At 37.8% G+C, this 20,946-nt stretch carries 20 protein-coding genes; 8 read left to right on the top strand and 12 right to left on the bottom strand.

Annotation, left to right across the window (positions count from 1 at the left end; genetic code table 11):
- Positions 1 to 67: 67 nt before the first annotated feature.
- The 3 genes from F564_RS0102315 to F564_RS0102305 all read right to left on the bottom strand — a co-directional run bounded on the left by F564_RS0102315 (position 68) and on the right by F564_RS0102305 (position 3,950).
- Entirely contained in the window at positions 68 to 604 is a 537-nt protein-coding gene (locus F564_RS0102315; RefSeq protein ID WP_028121185.1) for a thioredoxin family protein, read from the bottom strand.
- A 38-nt stretch (positions 605 to 642) separates the two neighbouring features.
- A complete protein-coding gene (locus F564_RS0102310) occupies positions 643 to 2,154 on the bottom strand; it encodes a peptide MFS transporter (RefSeq protein WP_028121184.1) in 1,512 nt (503 codons plus the stop codon).
- Between the two features lie 77 nt (positions 2,155 to 2,231).
- The gene (locus tag F564_RS0102305; RefSeq protein ID WP_028121183.1) at positions 2,232 to 3,950 is read right to left on the bottom strand and encodes a peptide MFS transporter; all 1,719 of its coding nucleotides are present in this window, start codon (positions 3,948 to 3,950) and stop codon (positions 2,232 to 2,234) included.
- A 108-nt stretch (positions 3,951 to 4,058) separates the two neighbouring features.
- On the opposite strand from F564_RS0102305, the gene F564_RS0102300 reads away from it, so the two are divergent.
- Positions 4,059 to 4,547 carry a GNAT family N-acetyltransferase gene (locus F564_RS0102300; RefSeq protein ID WP_034980525.1) on the top strand — a complete coding sequence of 163 codons (489 nt, stop codon included), beginning with the start codon at positions 4,059 to 4,061 and terminating at the stop codon, positions 4,545 to 4,547.
- Here the strand turns inward: F564_RS0102300 and F564_RS18570 are convergent.
- The 4 genes from F564_RS18570 to F564_RS0102280 form a co-directional block, all read right to left on the bottom strand.
- Complete coding sequence (locus tag F564_RS18570) at positions 4,492 to 5,073, bottom strand: hypothetical protein (protein WP_076605642.1); 582 nt, start codon at positions 5,071 to 5,073, stop codon at positions 4,492 to 4,494. The two genes, F564_RS0102300 and F564_RS18570, sit on opposite strands and share 56 nt — an antisense overlap.
- 13 nt (positions 5,074 to 5,086) lie before the next feature.
- Positions 5,087 to 6,760: a peptide MFS transporter gene (locus F564_RS0102290; RefSeq protein WP_028121181.1), complete on the bottom strand. Its 1,674-nt coding sequence runs from the start codon at positions 6,758 to 6,760 to the stop codon at positions 5,087 to 5,089.
- A 138-nt stretch (positions 6,761 to 6,898) separates the two neighbouring features.
- On the bottom strand, positions 6,899 to 7,609 hold the full coding sequence (locus F564_RS0102285) for a hypothetical protein (protein ID WP_028121180.1): 711 nt from the start codon (positions 7,607 to 7,609) through the stop codon (positions 6,899 to 6,901).
- Positions 7,610 to 7,899: 290 nt separating this feature from the next.
- On the bottom strand, positions 7,900 to 10,035 hold the full coding sequence (locus F564_RS0102280) for a S9 family peptidase (protein ID WP_028121179.1): 2,136 nt from the start codon (positions 10,033 to 10,035) through the stop codon (positions 7,900 to 7,902).
- Positions 10,036 to 10,320: 285 nt separating this feature from the next.
- On the opposite strand from F564_RS0102280, the gene trhO reads away from it, so the two are divergent.
- The 3 genes from trhO (at position 10,321) to F564_RS0102265 (ending at position 12,645) form a co-directional block, all read left to right on the top strand.
- Complete coding sequence (gene trhO, locus F564_RS0102275; RefSeq protein WP_028121178.1) at positions 10,321 to 11,670, top strand: oxygen-dependent tRNA uridine(34) hydroxylase TrhO; 1,350 nt, start codon at positions 10,321 to 10,323, stop codon at positions 11,668 to 11,670.
- Positions 11,671 to 11,683: 13 nt separating this feature from the next.
- Positions 11,684 to 12,265, top strand: a complete 582-nt coding sequence (locus F564_RS0102270; protein ID WP_034980524.1) for a 5-formyltetrahydrofolate cyclo-ligase — start codon at positions 11,684 to 11,686, stop codon at positions 12,263 to 12,265.
- A gap of 155 nt (positions 12,266 to 12,420) precedes the next feature.
- Positions 12,421 to 12,645, top strand: a complete 225-nt coding sequence (locus F564_RS0102265) for a hypothetical protein (protein ID WP_028121176.1) — start codon at positions 12,421 to 12,423, stop codon at positions 12,643 to 12,645.
- A 32-nt stretch (positions 12,646 to 12,677) separates the two neighbouring features.
- On the opposite strand, the gene F564_RS0102260 is transcribed toward F564_RS0102265, so the two are convergent.
- Together F564_RS0102260 and F564_RS0102255 are read right to left on the bottom strand one after the other, a co-directional pair.
- Positions 12,678 to 13,274: a hypothetical protein gene (locus tag F564_RS0102260; protein ID WP_028121175.1), complete on the bottom strand. Its 597-nt coding sequence runs from the start codon at positions 13,272 to 13,274 to the stop codon at positions 12,678 to 12,680.
- Complete coding sequence (locus F564_RS0102255) at positions 13,258 to 14,331, bottom strand: hypothetical protein (protein ID WP_028121174.1); 1,074 nt, start codon at positions 14,329 to 14,331, stop codon at positions 13,258 to 13,260. Before F564_RS0102255 ends, F564_RS0102260 begins: the two co-directional genes overlap by 17 nt.
- Before the next feature lie 167 nt (positions 14,332 to 14,498).
- On the opposite strand from F564_RS0102255, the gene F564_RS0102250 reads away from it, so the two are divergent.
- Positions 14,499 to 14,729 (top strand): PG1828 family lipoprotein, encoded by a 231-nt coding sequence (locus tag F564_RS0102250; protein WP_028121173.1) that lies wholly within the window; start codon positions 14,499 to 14,501, stop codon positions 14,727 to 14,729.
- A gap of 51 nt (positions 14,730 to 14,780) precedes the next feature.
- On the opposite strand, the gene F564_RS0102245 is transcribed toward F564_RS0102250, so the two are convergent.
- On the bottom strand, positions 14,781 to 15,551 hold the full coding sequence (locus F564_RS0102245; RefSeq protein WP_028121172.1) for a TrmH family RNA methyltransferase: 771 nt from the start codon (positions 15,549 to 15,551) through the stop codon (positions 14,781 to 14,783).
- A 284-nt stretch (positions 15,552 to 15,835) separates the two neighbouring features.
- Between F564_RS0102245 and lptB the strand changes: the two genes are divergently transcribed.
- From lptB to F564_RS0102230, 3 genes are all read left to right on the top strand, one after another.
- Positions 15,836 to 16,564, top strand: coding sequence for an LPS export ABC transporter ATP-binding protein (lptB, locus tag F564_RS0102240; RefSeq protein ID WP_028121171.1), 729 nt, complete (start codon positions 15,836 to 15,838; stop codon positions 16,562 to 16,564).
- Between the two features lie 35 nt (positions 16,565 to 16,599).
- Positions 16,600 to 17,388: an ATP-grasp domain-containing protein gene (locus F564_RS0102235; RefSeq protein ID WP_028121170.1), complete on the top strand. Its 789-nt coding sequence runs from the start codon at positions 16,600 to 16,602 to the stop codon at positions 17,386 to 17,388.
- A 91-nt stretch (positions 17,389 to 17,479) separates the two neighbouring features.
- On the top strand, positions 17,480 to 17,959 hold the full coding sequence (locus F564_RS0102230) for a DinB family protein (RefSeq protein WP_028121169.1): 480 nt from the start codon (positions 17,480 to 17,482) through the stop codon (positions 17,957 to 17,959).
- Positions 17,960 to 18,031: 72 nt separating this feature from the next.
- Here the strand turns inward: F564_RS0102230 and F564_RS0102225 are convergent, their stop codons facing one another.
- Both F564_RS0102225 and F564_RS0102220 read right to left on the bottom strand, forming a co-directional pair.
- On the bottom strand, positions 18,032 to 18,988 hold the full coding sequence (locus F564_RS0102225) for a helix-turn-helix transcriptional regulator (RefSeq protein WP_028121168.1): 957 nt from the start codon (positions 18,986 to 18,988) through the stop codon (positions 18,032 to 18,034).
- A 156-nt stretch (positions 18,989 to 19,144) separates the two neighbouring features.
- Positions 19,145 to 20,872, bottom strand: a complete 1,728-nt coding sequence (locus F564_RS0102220; RefSeq protein ID WP_051259543.1) for an ABC transporter ATP-binding protein — start codon at positions 20,870 to 20,872, stop codon at positions 19,145 to 19,147.
- Positions 20,873 to 20,946 lie beyond the last annotated feature (74 nt).

The following is a 20,946-nucleotide window of genomic DNA, read 5'->3' as shown; positions in this document are numbered from 1 at the left end:
TCTTTTTATTTTTTTTGCAAAAATAAAAAAGCGGGAACGGAGGGCGGAAACAGCTGCCCAAAATAGATTACTCTTTGATCCTGGACCTAAACTTCTTCTGATAACCTTCCCATTCCTGTCGGGATTTGATTGTTTTGTACTCATCGGAAGCAATCATTGTGAAATAAGGTTCGACTTCTTTGGCTTTCAAAAAGCCGGAGAGGCTTGTTATGGGATTGCTGCTTTCGTCCAGGAACACCATCGTCGGGATCATATTGATGTTCATATATTTCGTAAACTGATGGAGTGTGTTTTTGTTTTTTTTGGTTTTGAAGTCAGGATTTGTAAAGCTGTGCCCTGCGTAGCTGATAGATTCGTTTCCGTCGCTTTCAAACTTCACAGCGTAGAAGCTTTCATTGATGATCTTGGCTATTTCCGGATGGTTGTAGGTGTACTTTTCCATTTCCTTGCACGGTGCGCACCAGTTGGCATAGAAATCGATCAGGATCTTTTTGGGCTCTTTCTTCTGTGCTTCTATGGCTTGCGGAAGTGTCATCCAAAGGACTTGTGCAAATCCCGAAAGTGGAATCAGAAAGAGGACTGTTAAAATTAAGATTTTTTTCATTTGTGTTTTGATTGTTGAAAAGGATTTTAGTTAAATCATTATCGCACACCTTGCATTAATTTTTTCACTAATGGAGATATCAAAATTAGGACAACTCCTGCAATAACTGCATATAATCCCAATTGTTTGTATCCATCGGTGTAAGTGATAAGGGCATCATAATTGGTGGCTCCGGTTTTCACTTTTGCAAGTCCTGCGCCAATTTGTCCTGCTACGTACTGCCCGTACGCCGATGCAAGAAACCACATTCCCATCATCATTCCCTGAAGTTTTTCGGTGGAGAGTTTTGTCATGATCGATAATCCGATTGGCGACAGGCACATTTCTCCCAAAGTAATCACAAAAAGCGCCACTGTAAAAATATTAAGAGAAGTGATCCCTTGGAGATTGGCGAAAAATTTTGTGGCGAAAATGACATAATAGCCCAATCCGAGGAAGATGAAGCCTAATCCAAATTTGATAATCGTGTTGGGTTCTAATTTCATTTTATTCAGCCATATCCATACTAATCCGATTGGAACGGCGATCAGCAAAATAAAAAATGCACCTCCGGAATTGTTGACACCATTGGGATCTAAACCTAACAAATCTTTGTTAAGATTATTTGCTGCAAAAATGCTCAGAGATCCTCCGGATTGTTCATAGATTCCCCAGAATACAATTGAAAACATAATAAAAATTAATGCTGCCCAAAGTTTTTTTCGCTCGGTTGCGGTTACTTTTGACATTTCGTAGAACAGATAAATCAACGTTAATGGTCCTACAGTCCACATAAAGTAATCTGTGTATTGCGGTACGGAAACCATGGTCATAATCAGTGGCACGAAGATTAATGATAGAATATAAACACTGTATTCATTCCATTTTGCGAAAGGCGAGAATGTTCCGTCTGCGTTTACTTTTTGAGGAGGAAGTCCAATTGGACCCAGGCTTCTCTGGGTGAAAATGAAATTGATCAAGCTGATGACCATTACGATTGCTGCCAAGCCGAAAGCCACATTCCATCTTTTACCTTCTGGAATTAAGCTGGACATCATTTCGCCCTTTCCGATTGCAATACAAAGATAACCGCCAAGTAGTGCACCCAGATTGATTCCTGCGTAAAACAAAGAGAATCCTGCATCTGTTCTTGTGTCATTAGCTTTGTATAATTTCCCAACCATCGTGGAAATGTTGGGTTTGAAAAATCCTGTGCCCACAACGGTGAATGCAATGCCGAGGAAGAAATAGTCGTGTGGATTTGTGGCTAGAATCAAACTGCCAACAATCATCAAAATACCGCCCCAAAAAAGAGATTTTCTAAATCCCAGAATTTTATCCGCAAACAAGCCTCCCACAAAAGTAAAAGCATAAACGAATGCCTGCGTGGCGCCGTACTGTAAATTAGCTTGTTCGTCCCCGAATTTTAATTGAGAAATCATAAAGAAAACCAGCATTCCGCGCATTCCGTAGAAGCAGAATCGTTCCCACATTTCTGAGAAAAAGAGTGACCAAATCTGTTTTGGGTATTTTCCTTTAAAATTCTGTATTTGTTCGAGGCTAAGGTTCATTTTATATTTTTATGATACGAATTTAACAAAAAACCACCGAATATTCGGTGGTTTTAAATTTTTATGTTCTTCGGATTTTAACTCAATCCGTGCATCATTTTCTTTAATCTTGGAGATAAGATCGCTAGTATTACTGCTGCAATACCACAAAGTACGACGAATACCATAAAGAATTCGAACAGGTTGTGGATCTCAACACCAGCGAAAGTGGTGTTGGCGATTGGCAGTTGCTCTTTTTCGAATAAAGCCACTTGCTGAGGTGTCAAGGTTACTTTTTTGTCCAAAACGTCCTGAAGATTAACACCTAGTTTTTCAGCTTTTACAAATTTGTCTCCTGTTGCAGGAATAATTGCTCCCAGTGAACCAGCCAATGCATAACCTGCAGCATTAGAAATGAAGAACACTCCATATAATAAAGAGGCAAATCTTTTCGGAGCCAATTTTCCAACCAGAGATAATCCAATAGGTGATAAACAAAGTTCACCCATTGTCTGGATCAGATACAACAACATCAGCCATTTGATAGCCAACAGTCCTGTGTTTCCAAGATCTTTGACGTTGTAAGCGATGATGAAATAAGATAAAGCAATCAATGCCAAACCAATCGCTTGTTTCATTGGTGAAACTGGCTCTTTGCCTTGTGCTCTCAATTTGTCCCAAAGCAAACTGAATGGTAAAGCCAAAGCAACCACGAATAACCCATTGAAAATCTGAACCATAGATGGTGGCATATTCCAGCCAAATATATTTCTGTCGGTTTGGTTATCCGCAATGAATGTCAATGATGATCCTGCCTGCTCAAAAGCTGCCCAGAAGAAGATGATAAAGAATGAGACGATATAGATTACCCAAATCCTTTGTCTCTCTATTTTATTCTCTGCAGAACTCATAATCAGGAATGCCAATGAAATCCCGGCCGCGTAGATGAATGGATAAATTAATCCTTTGATCAACTGTCCCATTCCCACAGAGCTAAAACCAAATTCGCTGACCAAAATATATCGGAAGACGAAGAAAAGGGCAACAAATAACAAGGCTGCGATTCCCATATTCTGTCCAGAGAATTTTGCAGTTTGTGTTTCGCCTTCTTCAAAATCCTCGCTCGTGTTGTTTTTTGGTAAACCACCAATTGGTCGGCCTTCCGGCGTTACAACATATTTGTTTTTAAGGATAAAGAAAGTCACCGTTCCTACCATCATAGCGATAGAAGCGGCTAAGAAACCCCATTTGAATGCGAAAATATCTCTCACGCCGCTAGCATCTTTCACATCTCCCAAATAAGGACAGATGAATTGTCCCAAGAACGCTCCGATGTTGATTCCCATATAGAAAATCGTAAAAGCAGAATCAAGTTTAGATTTTTCCTGTTTTGGATAGAGACTTCCCACCATAGAAGAAATATTCGGTTTGAAGAATCCGTTCCCGAAGATGATGACGAAAAGTGCAAACCACATCAGTCCTTTTGCACCGCCTAGGTTTGTAGAAAATGTGGAGGCGCTGAAGAATAGCAACAATTGTCCAATCGCCATCAAACTTCCACCTGCCAAAATTGCATTTCTGTTTCCAATATATTTATCAGCGATGAAACCGCCCAAAAGTGGCGTCAAATAACACAAAGCTAAAAACCCACCGTAAATAATTGCCGCATCTGCCTCTTTAATGAGGAGAGAATTTACCATAAAGAGCGTCAGTAATGCTCTCATTCCGTAAAAATTAAAACGCTCCCACATTTCCGTGCCGAATAAAACCCAAAGACCTTTCGGGTGCTTTTGTTTAGCTTGTACCGCTGTATCCATATTTTAATTGTTAAATTTTCTTAAAGGTAACAAATATAGTTTTTTTTCATAAACGGGAAAGGTAAATTGCAGACGATTAACACAATTGTACCCTATTAGCTCAAAATTATGGACGTCAGAAAATCAAATCCGGAAGATATCAATCAAATAATGAACTGTATAGACACAGCCAGACAGCTGATGCGAGACAGTGGAAACAGCACCCAATGGACCAATGGTTATCCTTCCAAAGCCTTGATTTTACAAAGTATAGAGAAGGGTGTTAATTTTTTGATACTTGAAAATGATGAGATCGTTGCGGCATTTGATTTCATCATCGGCGACGATCCTACTTATAAAGTGATTGAAAACGGAACTTGGTTGAATGATGAAAAATACGGTGTCATCCACAGATTGGCATCCAGCGGAAAAGCGCGAGGCGTTGCACAATTCTGCTTTGAGTGGTGTTTTTCGCAATTCCCAAACATCAGAATCGATACCCATGAAAGCAATATCCCGATGCAAAAAGTGCTGGAAAAACTAGGTTACCAAAAATGCGGTATCATCTACATTGCAGATGGAACGGCGAGATGGGCTTTTCAGAAAATATCAAAGTAAAAACTAAATCAATTCCTTTTAGATTAGTTTTCTTGAGTCCAAAATTATTTATCTTAATGGCCGGGGAATCAAGTTTCCAATCGGGCAAATTTTCAAACAGTTGATTCCCTAATTTTTCAAAACCTTCTGTTTGCTGACTATTGAATTCGTAGTTCTTTGCTTCTGTAATGATTTCTAGTCCATTATGCTTTGTTCTATGTAAAACGGGAATAGTAAAAGCATTGACTTCCAAAATATCACTCCATTTTATAAATTCGGCATTTTCTTTTCGATTAATGTAAAAGCCATCTTTTTTGTATTGGAAGATGCCATCAATATTTTCTAATCTATCAATTTCTTTTTCAACTGAGTAATAATTTTCTTTGTCTTCTTTTGCACTGACTATTTTTGCAATCGAAAAACAGATTGTTGCAAAGCACACAAATACAGAGATGTAGGCAAGTCCTTTATTGTCAAAGTTTGAATAATTATATAATACAATTATAAAAAGTAAAATGCCAAAAACAAGAATTATTCTCTCTTTCATTTAATGGAATAAATTAATCCACACCATTCTCCTTCATCACTTTATTCAAAAACTTCAACATAAAAATTCCTAAAACAAAAGCGAAGATCAGCAGGGCGAAGTTCACAAGGAAGTAATATTCTTTATTTTCATAGTTGTACCAAGTGCTGGCAAGGATTCCGGAAAGCTTGTTCCCAACAGAGTTGGCGAGGAAAAACCCACCCATCATCAACGCAGTTAATCTTGTTGGTGACAATTTTGAAACCACAGATAATCCCATCGGCGAAAGGCAAAGTTCTCCAATCGTCACAACGCCATAACTGGCAACCAACCAGAGCGGTGATACTTTAACGGCGCCGTTTTGCCCGGCAAACACAGCACCTACCATCACAAGACAAGACAAAGCGGTGATGAAAAGTCCTATCATAATTTTCGTTGGCGTCGTAGGCTCTTTGCCACGTTTTCGGAATAATGCCCAGAATGCCACGATGACAGGTGTGAGCACAATGACCCAAAACGGATTCACAGATTGGAAAAGTTCAGTATTGAATAAGTAGACTTCCTGCTTGGGATCTGTAGCCAACTGAGCGCGTTCTTCAGGATCGATGTTTTTAAAATAGACATCTTTTCCGGATACTTTCATCGTTTCACCAGATTCATTTTTCTGAGAACGGAATTGGTCATCGTAAACCGCCACTTCCTTATCTTCAAATGATTTTCCGGTCGTTCCGTCTTTCCCATCCAGCATATAGATGCCACGCATTGGTTCTACCAGTTTCTCAGGAATACTTCTGTCGGTATAATAATTGGCCCAACGTGTCAAGGCTGTTCCGTTCTGTTTGAAAATCGCCCAGAAAAACATACAAACCAAAAATATCATCAGCAATGCGCCAATAGACCTTTTCTCATCCTGATGCGCTTTGAAGTAAAGTGAAACGTAAAAATAAATCACCGGCACGCAGGCAAAGATAAATGCATCTGTACTGTCACTTCCGAATATATTGCCAGGAAGAATCCAGCCAATTGCACCCACGATCAACGCTGGCAAAAATACTTTTAAGAGAACGTCAGAAATCTTACTGTCGCCTTCTTTTGCTGCTTTCATTTCGCAAGCGTGACGGATATGTTTCAGTCCAAAACTGAATATCACCAAGCCAATCAACATCCCGATTCCGGCAGCCATGAAAGCTTCGCCCCAGCCAAATCGGTTTCTCATATAGGCGGCAATAATGTTGCAGATGAACGCCCCAATATTGATTCCCATATAGAAGATGTTATATCCAGTATCTTTGTTTTTTTTGTAAGGTTCTTCTGAGTAGAGATTTCCTAAAATCGTGGAAATCGTCGGTTTGAAAAAGCCGTTCCCGATGATGATCAATCCCAAAGAGCCGTAGAACAAGGGCAGCTCTTTGAATAATCCCAATCCAATATAACCGGCAGCCATCAATATCCCGCCGAGATAGATAGATTTGATATAACCTAAAAGACGTTCTGCAAGAAAACCACCAAGGAAAGGTGTCAAATAAGTCAGCGCTATATATGTTCCGAAAACATCATCCGCCATCTTGTCCGGCAATCCAAGACCGCCTTTGTCGCCGTTTGGTTCTATAACATAAAGGACAAAAATTCCCAAAATCAAATAATAACCAAAACGTTCCCACATTTCTGTGAAAAATAGATAGGGTAGACCTTTAGGATGCTTTTTCATACGTAGATATTTATTTTTCGGGTAAGTCGTATGCCACCGCTATAGGCGATTTCACAACTTTTATTTTCTTTGCTCGTAAAAATATAATTTTAAAATGAATAAAAAAAAACCTTTTAAGTAGTTTAAAAGGTTGGTCTGTTATTTTTTCTTTGCTTCCACCGGTGGAGGTGGCGATGTGTACTCTATCGTTTCAACTACTTTTGATTTTTCTGTTTTTACCAAACCATTAATGAAATTCAGCATTTCCGATTTGCTTTTTTCGAATTCCTTTTCGTAGGTAAACGCTACCAAATTGCAATAGCCATCTTCTGTCAAATAGTAATTTCCGATATAATGAAAATCCATTCCTGACGTGTTTAAGGAGTAATCGATAAATAAAACTTTCATGCCGTTCACGGTACGGTATTCAGATTTGTTCAGTTTGAAATAATCTGCTCTTGACTGGATAGAAGCCAACATAAGATCCCGAAGGTTTTTCAAAGTTTGTACTGGCGCATTTTCCGACATCAGGCATCCCAAAGTCATTATATTAGGATTGATCAAGCTTTGAAACGTGTATTCTGCTGTCGGCAATACAGCCATTTTAATGGTTTTCCATTTTTTAGGATCAAGATAGATTCCGGCATCTACCTTTTTGCTTCTCAGAAGAAAACTGGACGTGTTGGTTTTGGAGAAAGGAGCTTCGTTAGTTTCTATAACGTCCAATGTTCTTTCATCAGTTTCATTCACAAACCGCCAGGTTTTATTTTCCAAAAGGATGACCTCTCTTCCATCTTCTGTGAGGGCTTTTGTTTGTGACGTCAGCAAGGTATAAGTCAGTACGAGAAAGAGAATAGTGATTTTTTTCATTTTAATTGGAGATTCGAAGTTGTAGTTTTTATTTTCTTGAATTGTAAAAATAGGATTTTAAAATGAATCTTAGACCCTGTGTTAATGTCATCAAAATTATTTCTCAGGCACTAAAACGGCGTGATTTTGCCAAAATTCCCAAGGTGTTTTTCCGCCCTTTAGGTTTGGGGAAAAGAAAATTGTTTTGAAAATTTTATTTTTGCATCATTTTTAAGTAAACTCTTAATCCTGTAAAAAAAATCCTTCCAAAATGAATTTGAAAGGATTTCATCATTTTAACCGAATTGATATTAAAGATTCTCCAAAATAAAATGCGTCATTTTCTCATAAAGCTGAGGTCTGGTTTGTCCTCCAAAAATGCCATGATTCTTGTCTGGATAAGCCATAAAATCAAATTGTTTTTTGTTTTGGATTAATGCTTCTGAAAATTCCATCGAGTTCTGGAAATGTACGTTGTCATCAGCAGTTCCGTGGATCAGTAGGAATTTGCCTTTCAACAGTTTTGCAAAAGTTGTTGGTGAGTTCTGGTCATAACCTTCTGGGTTTTCCTGTGGTGTTTGCAGGAATTTTTCTGTGTAAACACTGTCATAATATCGCCAGTTGGTGACCGGTGCCACAGCGATTCCCAATTTGAAAACATCCGCACCTTTTGTCATCGCCAAAGCACTCATATAACCGCCAAAACTCCATCCGAAAATTCCGATTCTGGATTTGTCAATATAGGATTGATTTCCCAGCCATTGAGCTGCGGTGATTTGGTCTTCGATTTCGTATTTGCCCAATTGTTTGTAAATCACTTTTTTGAATTTTGAACCTTTGAAACCTGTTCCTCTTCCGTCCACACAAGCTACGACGTAACCTTTCTGCGCCAGCATCTCAAACCAGATTGCGTTGCCGCCATCCCAGGAATTGGAAACCTGCTGAGAACCCGGACCAGAATATTGGAACATAAATAAAGGGTATTTTTTATTCGGGTCAAAGTTTTTTGGTTTGATGATCCATGCGTTCAGTTGATCACCCACAGAATTTGGGATTGTGATGAATTCTTTGGTGACAAAGCTGTCTTTCTGAAGTTTGGAAAGTAATTCGTTATTATTCTGAAGTTCTTTGATCTCTTTGCCGTCTGCATCTTTCAATACATATTTATGAGGAGAAGCTGCGGTAGAATTTGTATTAATAAAATAATTAAAAGTCTTGCTGAAACTTGCCGAGTTATTTCCTTCAGGGTAAGAAATCAAAGTGGTCTTTCCTGAGTTGATATTCAGTTTGGAAACTACTTTATTAAGACTTCCTTTTTCTGTGGTCTGGATGTAAGCGTCTTTGGTTTTCGGGTTGTAACCGTAATAATCCGTGATTTCCCAATTGCCTTTTGCGACTTGTTTTTTCAGTTTGCCAGATTTGTCGTACCAATACAATTGTCTGTAACCATCACGTTCGGAAGCCCAAAGGAAAGAGTTGTCATCCAAAAATTCCAAAGTCAGATTGTCGGTTTCTATCCACGCATTATCTTTTTCCGAGAATAATTTGGTTAGATTTCCGGATTTTGTATCTACTTTGATGAGATCAACCTGGCTGTGGTGTCTGTTGCTGGTGGCGATGACGATTTCATTTGCATCATTGGTCTGCCAGATTTGAGGAATGTAGTGGTTCTCAACACCTGTGATATTCAGCGGCGTGGTTTTACCTGAAACTAATTGATAAAGCTGCGCAGAAACCGTCGAGTTGGTTTCGCCGGCTTTCGGATATTTGTATCGCATTTCCGTTGGGTAAAGGGATTGTCCGTAGATAGGGATGTAAATTTCCGGAACTTTTGACTCATCGAATTTTACGAAAACGATGGCGTCGCCCGCTTTGTTCCATTGGTAATAGTCTGCATGACCAAATTCTTCCTCATAAACCCAATCGCCAAGTCCGTTGATAATAGAATTTTTCTTTCCGTCGTTTGTAATTTGCGTGATTTTCCCTGCAGTCAAATCCTGATAAAACAAATTATTGTCAACTATGAAAGCGACTTTGCTCCCGTCCGGAGAAAATTTTGGTTCCTGGATCCAGTTGCCGTTGTTAAGTGGCGTTACTTTATTTGATTTCAAATCCTTCACATCAAATTTCCCCAAAAACGAATGTCTGTAAATGTCCTGACTTTCTTTTTGCAGCAAAATTTTTGATTCATCGGAAGAGAATATATACGATTCAAATTTCCCGTCTACGATATTTCCGGATTTCTGAGATGTTTTGTAATTGTATTTTGCGATGCCGTCTTTCTCTATGGTCGCGTAGTTTTCGCCATCATTTAGGGATGCAATACCTGCGATTCCTTTGCCGCGGTAATAGCCAGAGTAGATTTTATCGAGTGTAATTTCTTGAGCAAATGTGTTTTGTGAGAAAACTGCTGTCATCAGAACAACAGATAAGAAAACTTTCTTCATTTTTAAGATTTTAGAGTTGTAAATATAATAAAGAAAAATGGTATTAACGAAGAATCGTCATGCGTGAGGGATAGTAGTGGAAATCCTTTTTTGTGGATGGGAAAAGTTTCAATCGATTGGAGAAACGTCTTCCACAAAAAAGATTGTAACGGATAGCCCGACCCGAGCGGTGGCCATTGGTGTTGGCGAGGGGCACGCCCAAATACTGATAACTGTCAACCGAAAACTGTTGTCCAAATTTCTTATCTTTGCGCCATTATTGTTCTCACTTAAAACGTTTATAGCATGCAACTGTACAACACCTTAAGCGCAGAAGAAAGAGCCAGACTTATTGATGAAGCTGGTAAGGAACGCCTTACATTGTCTTTCTATGCGTATGCCAAAATTGAAAATCCCAAGAAATTTCGCGACGACTTGTTTATAGCCTGGAACGCCTTGGATGCGCTCGGGCGAATCTATGTGGCGCACGAAGGAATCAACGCTCAGATGAGTGTTCCTGCAGATCAATTTGAGGCTTTCCGCGAAACTTTGGAAGCTTATGATTTTATGAAAGGCATCCGCTTGAATGTGGCTGTGGAGCAGGATAATCACTCGTTTTTGAAGTTGACCATTAAAGTTCGAAACAAGATTGTTGCGGATGGTTTGAATGACGAAACTTTTGATGTGACCAACAAAGGAATCCATCTGAAAGCGCAGGAATTCAATGACTTGTTGGCAAATCCAGATACAATTGTGGTGGATTTCAGGAATCATTATGAAAGTGAAGTCGGTCATTTTGAAGGAGCGATTACGCCAGATGTGGAAAATTTCCGGGAAAGTTTACCGATTATCAATGCGCAATTGCAGGATTATAAAGAAGATAAAAACCTTTTGATGTATTGTACTGGCGGAATCCGTTGTGAGAAGGCGAGTGCCTATTTTAAACACCAAGGTTTTAAAAATGTTTACCAATTGGAGGGCGGAATCATTGAGTATGCGCGTCAGGTAAAAGATGAAGGTGTTAAAAGTAAATTCGTAGGGAAGAATTTTGTGTTTGACCACAGATTGGGCGAGCGAATTACAGACGATATCATTGCGCAATGCCACCAGTGTGGCAAACCTTGTGACAATCATACCAATTGTGCGAATGATGCTTGTCACTTGTTGTTTATCCAATGTGATGACTGTAAAGCTGTGATGGAAAATACCTGTTCTTCAGAATGTCTGGAAACCATTCATTTGCCTTTGGAAACGCAATTAGAATTAAGAAAAGGATTGCAAGTTGGCAATAAAGTTTTCCGAAAAGGGAAGTCAGAAGCTCTGAAGTTTAAAAATTCTGGTGAGTTGACAGATAAACCTTTGGCGAAAGCAAGAGATATTCGTCAGAAGATAAAAGTCAAGAAAACCCTTATTGGAAAGGCTGAACATTATTATACCAAGTCAAGAATTGCTCAGTTTTTACTTTCAAATGAACTTTCGGTTAATGATAAAGTTTTAATTTCCGGGCCAACAACTGGAGAGAAAGAGATTGTTATTAATGAAATGTTTGTTGATGGACATTCTGTTGAAACTGCAAAAGCTGAAGACCAAATTACTTTTGAGCTTCCCTTCAGAGTGAGATTATCTGACAAGTTGTATAAAATTCTTGAAGATTAAAGAGGTTTTTAATATGATTTTAAGTCTCACAAAAAAAGAACTACGAACGATTTATCAAGCAAAAAGAATGGCCTTATCGCAAGATGAGGTCATATTTTTATCAGATAAATTGCTTAAAAATTTTATTTTACAATTTAATCCTATTGAAAATCAAAAAGTTAATGTTTTTTTGTCGATAGAAAGGTTTAATGAAATCCATACTCAGATTTTCATTGACTATTTTTTTGAAAAGGAAATCAGGGTTTTTGTCCCGAAAATCACAGGCGAAACAATAATTTCTGTTGAGATTTTCCCCGATTCTAGGTTTGAAGTTAATCGTTGGGGAATCAAAGAGCCAATGTCGAATATCGCGTCAGATGTGCATCTGGACTGTGTTTTGACACCTTTGTTATATTGTGATGCCTCCGGAAATAGGGTAGGCTATGGGAAGGGCTTCTATGACCAATTCTTTTCGGAGAATTTGATGATTAAGAAAAAAATAGGATTAAACTTTTTTCCTCCACACGAAGTCATCGCTGATGTTTATCAAAAAGATGTCCAAATGGATGTATTGCTGACGCCGAATCAAAGGATCGATTTTAATGAAAACAGTTGATAATCAATATGCTCTATTTGTAAATTGTTTTTACAAGCTTATTACAAGCTATTTTTTAATGATTTTTGTCAGACGGTGCTAATTTTGTCTTGTCATTATAACTCAATAATTAAGACAACAATAATATAATAATAATTAATTTAAATTTTAAGAACATGAAAAAGTCATTATTCGTAGCTGCTATCGCTGCTATCTCTCTTGTAGCTTGTAAAAAAACTGATAAAGTAGAAGCTGCTGCTGTTGATTCTGTTGACGCTACTGCTGATTCTGCTGTTGCTGCAATCGACTCTACTGCTACTGCAACTGTTGATTCTGTAAAAGCTACTGCTGATTCTGCTAAAGCTGACGAAAAAGCTGTTAAAGAAGAAATCAAAAAATAATTAGATCCCAGATCTGATTAAAACAAAACCCGCTAACGAGCGGGTTTTGTTGTTTTTGTACTGTCGGTTTCTTGTTTGTAGAAATTATTGAAGTAGAATTTGAACTCCTTCTGGAATTTCACCGGCGAAGCTTTCAGCATATATTGCGCCTTGCGATTGACCGTCGTGATATACGTCTTTTTCTTATCGTAATATTCGACATCAAAATTGGCGAAGTCCAAAGTGTCTTTTTCAATAATTGATTTTGATGTTTTCAAGTTATTGACTTTCGCAAACCTCACTTTTAAACTGTCCATCTCTTTTAGCAAAGGCTTTAAATTGTTAGAATCCTTTGTTAAAAAATGTGCCTGCATTTGGGTGTAGATTACAGAATCTATTTCCGTGTCCTTGTTTCCGGAGGTGTACAGCGTAGAAAGATCCAACAGATCTTGTACTTTTTGCGAGGTAATCAGATTGATAGCCTGTACACTGTCCAGACTGGATTTTGTATAAGTGACTTTGTTGTTCGCATTTCTTATCGTTTCCAACGAGTTATCTGGTCCTTCATACTTTTTGTTGCAGGAGATAAATGCTGAGATGATTACAGATAAAGCTGTTATCCACCAGTAAAATTTATTTTGATTTTTCATCGTCTGTAATTCTGAATTTAATCATGACTATTTTTCCGTTTTCCATTTGTGAATCAATCACTTCCAAATTCTCAAGAGAAGTTGTCGGAAGCGTAACCAGCGAGATGTATTTTTGCTTATCCATCGTTTCTATCCCGTAGATATCACTGTCAACTACCTGATAAATAAGGGCTTTGTCACTGATCAAACGGTTGAGCTGATAGGTTTTTTTCTTGAAATCCTTGATCGATTTGGAATAGTAGAAAAGTTGTATCGCGTAGTCGTTTGGTTTCAGTTCTATATTTTCTGATTCGGGCGCGTTTGTGAGATCTCTCGTAACGACATCCGTTTTGTAAAATGGCGAGGAAATCACCATTTTAAGCTTCTTGCTTTTGGTTTCGTAAACAAATGGCGAGTTTGGTTTTACTTTGAAGAGGATGGGAGATTCATTTTCCCGAATGATTTTGACATCTAATTCTCCTTTGATAGAGGAATTTCTGTCTGCATCTGTGAAAGCGTACGTATATTTCTTATAGAATAGGTTGTCATAAAACACCAAGACAAGAACGGTTGCAAACAGTAACAATGAAATGCCCAACCATAGATATTTTTTTAAGAAAATATGTTGGTTATTGGTAGATTTGGGTTTTTCTGTGGCAGTAGATGGCTGGTTTTCAACATGTATGCGCTGTTTTTTGGGCTCTATTAATGCTGTTGCCTGTACAGGAAATACATCATTCGGCACAGAAATATCGGGTGTTACAACGGTTTTTTTCTCCTCTGCTATGGGATTTTTCTTGCGGAACTCGGACCAGGAATTGAATCCCACATAGACAGAAAGGATATTGAGCATATCGATTCGCGGGATCTTTTCGTGCGCATTGTTTTTGAAATAGGTATAAAACGTTTTTTCGCTGATATTTCCTTTTGCTTTTTGTCTAAGGTCTTCCTGAAAATAAATGATATCAATACCGCGCCATTTTGAAATATCATCAAATGACGGAGAATGAGATTCAAGGTATTTTTCCTGAACAGCTCTTTTTAAGTTTTGGAAATATAAAAATTCTATGTCGGTCAAAATTCTATTTATGCTTAATTTGCTGATTTACAGTATTATTAATTTGTAAATCGTATTTTACAAATATATTACAATTAATATTCAAATACAAAATTTATTTATTGATGTAGTTTTGCACCGTTCAAAGGAGAACATATCTATTAACTAACAATTTAAATGTAATTATTATGAAAAAGTCATTATTCGTAGCTGCTATCGCTGCTGTAACTCTTGTTGCTTGTAAAAAAACTGAAAACGTAGAAACTACTTCTGCTGATTCTACTGCTGTTGATTCTGCTGCTTTGACAGTTGATTCTGCTGCTGCTAAAGTTGATTCTGCTGCTGTAAAAGTTGATTCTGCTGCTGCTAAAGTAGAAGGAGCTGCTGCTAAAGTTGATTCTGCTGCTGCTAAAAAATAATCTTAACCCTGTTAAGAATTTAAAACCGTTTCTTTCGAGAGACGGTTTTTTTTATTGCGCCAATTTCTGCCTCAGGATTTCGTAACATGTAATTGCTGCTGCATTGCTCAAGTTTAGAGAGTCAATGGTTCCTGCCATTGGAATTAAAACGTTTTCTCCTTTCTGTTTCCAAAAATCACTCAAACCGGAATGCTCTGTTCCGAATAAAACGGCCGATTTACTTTTCAAATTTTTCTCCTGAATGTTTTTTGCATCCTCGCTCATAAAAGTGGTGAAGATCTGATAGTGGTTGATTTTCAGAAATTCCATAGTTTCGTCATTGGATGCTTGGAAAATATTCATTCCAAAAAGACACCCAACACTTGAGCGGATCACATTGGGATTGTAAAAATCTGTCTTTGGGTCGGTGACAATCAAGGCGTTGATACCGAAAGCTTCGCAACTTCTCAAAATAGCACCCAGATTTCCTGGTTTCTCAACACTTTCTAAAATGATGATTGCTGAATCTTTTTTAGGTTTGAAATCTTCTAAAGTCCTTTGTTCCAATTTGTAAATCCCAATAATTCCTTCTGTTGTACCTCGATAAGCGATTTTCTCGTACAATTTTTCCGAAACGTAATGGATTTTTGTTGAAGGCAATTTCCCTTTGAAGATATCTTCGCAGATGTAATATTCTTCCGGCAGATTTCCGAATTCCAAGGCACGCTCGTTTTCCTGTTGTCCTTCTACGATGAAAACGCCGGCTTTTCTTCTTTCCTGATTTTTGGTGAGAAGTCTGGTCAGTCTTTTGATTTTTTCGTTTTGAAGGCTTTCTATCAGCATTTTTGGAAATTTTTCACAAATGTACAATGTTAAACGTAGAATGTATAATGTACAATGTAAAATGTACAATGTAAAAATGTTGAATGTTGAATCGAGGCGAAGCGCGTGAGGGATTTACTTCGTACAGTTCGGCTAAAGCCTCGGGTGCAGTGGAAAGCCCGGAGCGAGGCAACGAGTGAGGACTTGTAACGGAAAGCCCGACCCGAGCGGTGGCCTCAGCGCTGGTGAGGGGCACGCCCAAAATTGTTGTCATCAGAAGATAAAAATTTCTATATCTTTGTTTTATGATTTTACGAGGAGAAAATTTAATCAAGGAATACGGACCAAAAAAAGTGGTGAAAGGCGTCTCATTGGAAGTTAAGCAGGGCGAAATCGTCGGACTTTTGGGACCCAATGGAGCGGGGAAAACAACGTCTTTTTATATGATTGTTGGATTGGTGAAACCGACTTTAGGGAACGTTTTTCTTGATAATCAAAATATTACGAAGGATGCAATGTACAGGCGTGCTCAGAAAGGCATTGGTTATCTGGCTCAGGAAGCGTCGGTTTTCCGGAAGCTGTCTGTGGAAGATAATATTCTGGGCGTTTTGCAATTGACGAAGCTTTCCAAAAAAGAACAGCAGAAAAAATGCGACGAACTGATTGAGGAATTCCACCTGGAACACGTTCGTAAAAACCGTGGCGATTTGCTTTCCGGAGGTGAAAGACGTCGTACGGAAATTGCACGTTGCTTGGCGACAAGTCCGAATTTTATCCTTTTGGATGAGCCCTTTGCTGGTGTTGACCCGATTGCGGTGGAGGATATTCAGAAGATTGTAAGGTCCCTCGTAGAGAAAAATATCGGGATTTTGATTACCGACCACAACGTTCAGCAGACTTTGGCGATTACCAACAAAACGTATATTATGTTCGAAGGGAAAATTCTGAAAGAAGGTATTCCTGAAGATTTGGCAAATGACCCAGAAGTAAGACAGGCTTATCTTGGAGAGAATTTTAGGTTTGAGAAGATATAACTTTTAGAATTTTCTCTAATCAATCTTAAGATAAAATGTACGTACTAATCCAATCAAATATTCACAAAGACCCTGATTTTGATAGAATTTATCCAATTTTGGATGAATTAAAAATTCCATTTGAAAAAATAAATTTGAATTCATCTATTACAAAAATTGAAATTTCGGAAAATAGAAATGATGTTTTTGTTTACGGGTCAGTTAAACTTGCAATGTTAGGTAAGGAAAACCCAAATTGGAATTTTGGTTCTTTTTATGGCGGAAATCATTTATTCGAGATTAATTCAAAATTTTATAAAGAGAATCTATTAAATTATCACACAGAAGTTAAAGAGCTTTCGGCGATACTAGATTGGCAAGACAAGGAACAAAAATTTATCAAGCCATATAAATTTGCGAAGCTTTTTACCGGAAGTATATTTACTAAGATAAAGTGGGAGAATTTTGTGGAAAATAGTCTACAAAATCCTAACAATCCATTATTAGATTCGAAATCTCTCGTTCAAATCTCAATACCAAGAGATATAATTAAAGAAGCGCGCTTATGGATTGTTGGAGGAAAGGTAATTGAAGCTGTTTATTATAAAATTCTAAAAGATATTCCTTTTGAGGAAAATGTCGAAAAAGAAGGTATCGAATTTGCTGAGCGAATGATTTCGATTTTCAATGTGGCGGAAGCTTTTGTTATGGATATTTGTCTTACAGATATTGGTTGGAAAATTGTAGAAATTAATTGTATTAACAGTGCAGGTTTTTTTCCGAATGCTGACGTTAAAAAGGTATTTCAGGCATTAAATGAATTTTTTAACGGTACTTTGAAATAAAAATATTTCATAATCAACAAAATCAAATCCCCTCCTGACAAACTCCTGTCACAACCTCGCTGTACATTTGTATCAAATAAAACAAACTATTATGAATGCAACAGCCACAGTCCTCAACTCACAACAACTTTTAATCCATTGGCAAGGCCACAGAAATCTGACTAGAAGAGTCATTGAAGCTTTTCCTGAAAAAGATTTATTCGAATTTTCAATCGGTGGAATGAGACCTTTTTCCAAATTGGTTCTGGAAATGATTGCTATCGCCGGACCAGCTTTGAAATCCGTTGTTGACGGAACAATTAGCGAATTTGATGAAGCGTTCAATCCAACTACAAAACAAGAAATTTTGCAGAAATGGGACGAACAAACAGAAGTAATAAATGAATATTTCAGTCAGATTTCTGAAGAACGTTTTCAGGAAACTTTCAATTTATTTGGACAATATGAATTTCCGATTTATCAGAATATTCTTTATTTCGTGGATAATGAGATCCATCATCGTGGTCAAGGTTACGTTTACCTGAGAGCTTTGGGAATCGAACCACCGTTTTTCTGGGAAAGAGAAAGATAAGAAAGACACAAGAATAAAGTAAAAAGATTAAAAATTTAACTTTGTCAAAGTTTGGAACTTTGGCAGAGTTTTTTATGTTAGTTTATTAGAAATATTTTGAATTAAATTAGCCATCGTATCTTTGAGATATTCAGGTTCAAGAATCGTCGCATCATCCGCAAAGGTAATCAACCAGCGTGGAAAACCCTCATCAATCCAGCTCGTTTCGAAGGTGATGAGCATTCCTTTTTCCGTTTCTTCATCGGCAATCCAGCCATAATACTTCATCGAATGCATTATGTGAGGCATTATTTTTTTCTCGACCAAAAGCTTGACCTGAACTTTTTCTGTATTCGATTTTTGCTTGTAATCAGTGACTTTTCCATATTCTTGTTGAAAAGGATTTTCGGTTTTAATAATTTTCAAAATCCGGTCCACACGGAATTGTCGGTAATCTTTCCGCATCGTACAAAACGCCATCACATACCAATAATTGAATTCGTAAAAAATCCCGACCGCTTCAATAATTCGTTCTGAAGCTTCGTTTTTTGCACTTTCATAATTGATTTTCAGCTGTGTTTTTTCAGAAATACTTTCCAGAATGGTAGGAATAATATTTTTAATCGAATCCGTTTTTTCTGGCTGATAAGAATAGATATTGATTTGATTTTCAATATCGGTCACCAGATTTTTCTCCGAATTTCGAAGGACAGATTTTACTTTTTCCATCGCCGAATTGTAATGAGAACCAAGACTTTCGTGCGAAAAATTCTGCATCAGTTTTTCTGCTGTGATGAAACTGAGAACTTCCTCTTTCGTAAACATCACAGGCGGAAGTTTGTAGCCATCCACCAAAGAATAGCCGGAACCAGCTTCTCCAAAAATCGGAATGCCCGCATTTTCCAAAGTTTTTATATCTCTGTAAATCGTTCGTACGCTGACTTCGAATTTATCCGCCAAATCTTGCGCCCGGACAACGGGCTTGCTTTGCAATTGCACGAGAATCGAGGTGACGCGGTCTATTTTTTTAATGTAATGGTCTTCATTCATTGTCTATTATTTGAAAGGTCTTCGACTCCGCTCAGACTGACACAGTTTAGAGTCTTCGAGAGCCTCAGACTGACAAAAGTAATTATTAGCGGTGTCACACTGAGCATTTCGACTTCGCTCAATATAAACTCCGTTGAAGTGTTTTCGTTACAAATCTCATTCATCTTTATAAGTTTTTACCAATCTATCAAGATTCAGACTTCTTGCAGATGCATCGAAGATTTCCCGATAAGTTCCGTCTTTTTCATAAAGCTCTTCATGTGTTCCATTTTCCACAACTGCGCCTTTTTTCATCACATAAATCATATCCGAATCCAAAATCTGCGACAAGGAATGCGAAATTATCACAACCGTTCTTCCTTGTTTTATTGCATCAAGAGAATTTTTAATTTGTTCCGTGGCGATGGCGTCTAGGCTTGCAGTTGGTTCATCAAGGAAAATAATGGGCGGATTTTTCAGGAACAATCTGGCGATGGCAATTCTTTGTTGTTGCCCGCCGGAAAGTTGTGTGGCGTCGTGGTTGTAAGCTTCCGGCAAATCCATAATCTGCTCGTGGAGATAAGCTTTTGTAGCCGCTTCTTTTATTTCGTCAAAAGTAGCGTGGAGATTTCCGTAACGGATATTATCTTCGATGCTTCCTTTGAAAATGTGATTCTTTTGAAGCACCAATCCAAGATCATCACGCAGATAATCATTATCAAAATCATTCAGATTATTGCCATCCAAAAGGATTTCGCCGGAATCTGGTTCATAAAATTTACAAAGTAAATTGATAATCGTCGATTTTCCTGCGCCACTGAGTCCAACCAACGCAGTTGTTTTTCCATTTTCGATTTTTAGGGAAACGTTGTGAAGTGCTTTCATTCCGTTTGGATAAGTGAAATCCACATTTTTGATTTCGAAATTTCCTTTGATTGGGATATTGTTGATGGTTCCGTTTGGTTCAGTTTCTTCGTCAGCATTCAGGATTTCAAAATAACCTTCGGCATAAATAAAGGCGTCATTCATATCATCATAAATCCTGTGAAGCTGGCGAATAGGCGCAGAAACATTGTTGAACAACATAATGTGAAGCATAATCGCACCAATCGTCATCTGCTGGTCAAGCACGAGATAAACCGTCAAAAGGATAATCAAAACGACACCAAATTGCTCTATAAAAGTCTTCAAACCGTCATAAATAAAACTGGTTCGTCTTGTGTAAAGTTGACTTTCCATCAGTTTCATCTGAAGATTGTACTGTTTGCTGCCTTCAAATTTTTCTCGGACAAAACTTTTGATGACCATTATAGAATTAATCAAATTTAAGAGTCCGGACGTTTTCTGTTCACGTTGATTTCTGAGTGTTCGTCTTACGTTTCCTAATTTTTTTGCCTGCCTCGAAGTGACATAAAAATAAATCGGAATGACCATCGTAGAAACCAATCCGACATAAATATTCTGCATATACATCACAATCAATGCAATAATCGCAGTGGAGAAAAGCGGAAGAATATCAATAAAAAAATTCTGAACCAATTTTGTGAGGCTTTCGATTCCTCGGTCGATTCGGATTTGAAGTTTACCAGATTCGTGGTTTTCGTCGTTATAATAGGCGATTCGGTAAGTTAATATTTTGTTGATGGCTTCCTGTGCGAGTTCTGAACTGACATTGATTCTAATCTTTTCACCATAAAATTTTTGTCCAAACTGAATAAAGATATTAGCCAATTCTTTTCCTAAAAGGATGATTGAAATTAAAGTCAGAACGTGGATTCCTTCTTTCATAGGATCGGGAAGTTGCGTCAGTTTGGTCACTTCGTCCACCGTGTATTTCAAAACCAACGGATTGACCTGAGCAAATAATGCACCGATGAAAGTCAGGAGCAAAGTCACGAATATCATCATTCGGTAGGGTTTGATGAAGCGTCGCAACTGCTGATAAATGTGAATGAGATTGGTGGTTTTTTGAAATGGCT

The sequence above is a fragment of the Epilithonimonas tenax DSM 16811 genome, from assembly GCF_000428485.1.
GTDB classification, from domain to species: domain Bacteria; phylum Bacteroidota; class Bacteroidia; order Flavobacteriales; family Weeksellaceae; genus Epilithonimonas; species Epilithonimonas tenax.
Note: the sequence above shows the minus strand (reverse complement) of the source record. Positions and strands in the feature narration are given on the sequence as shown.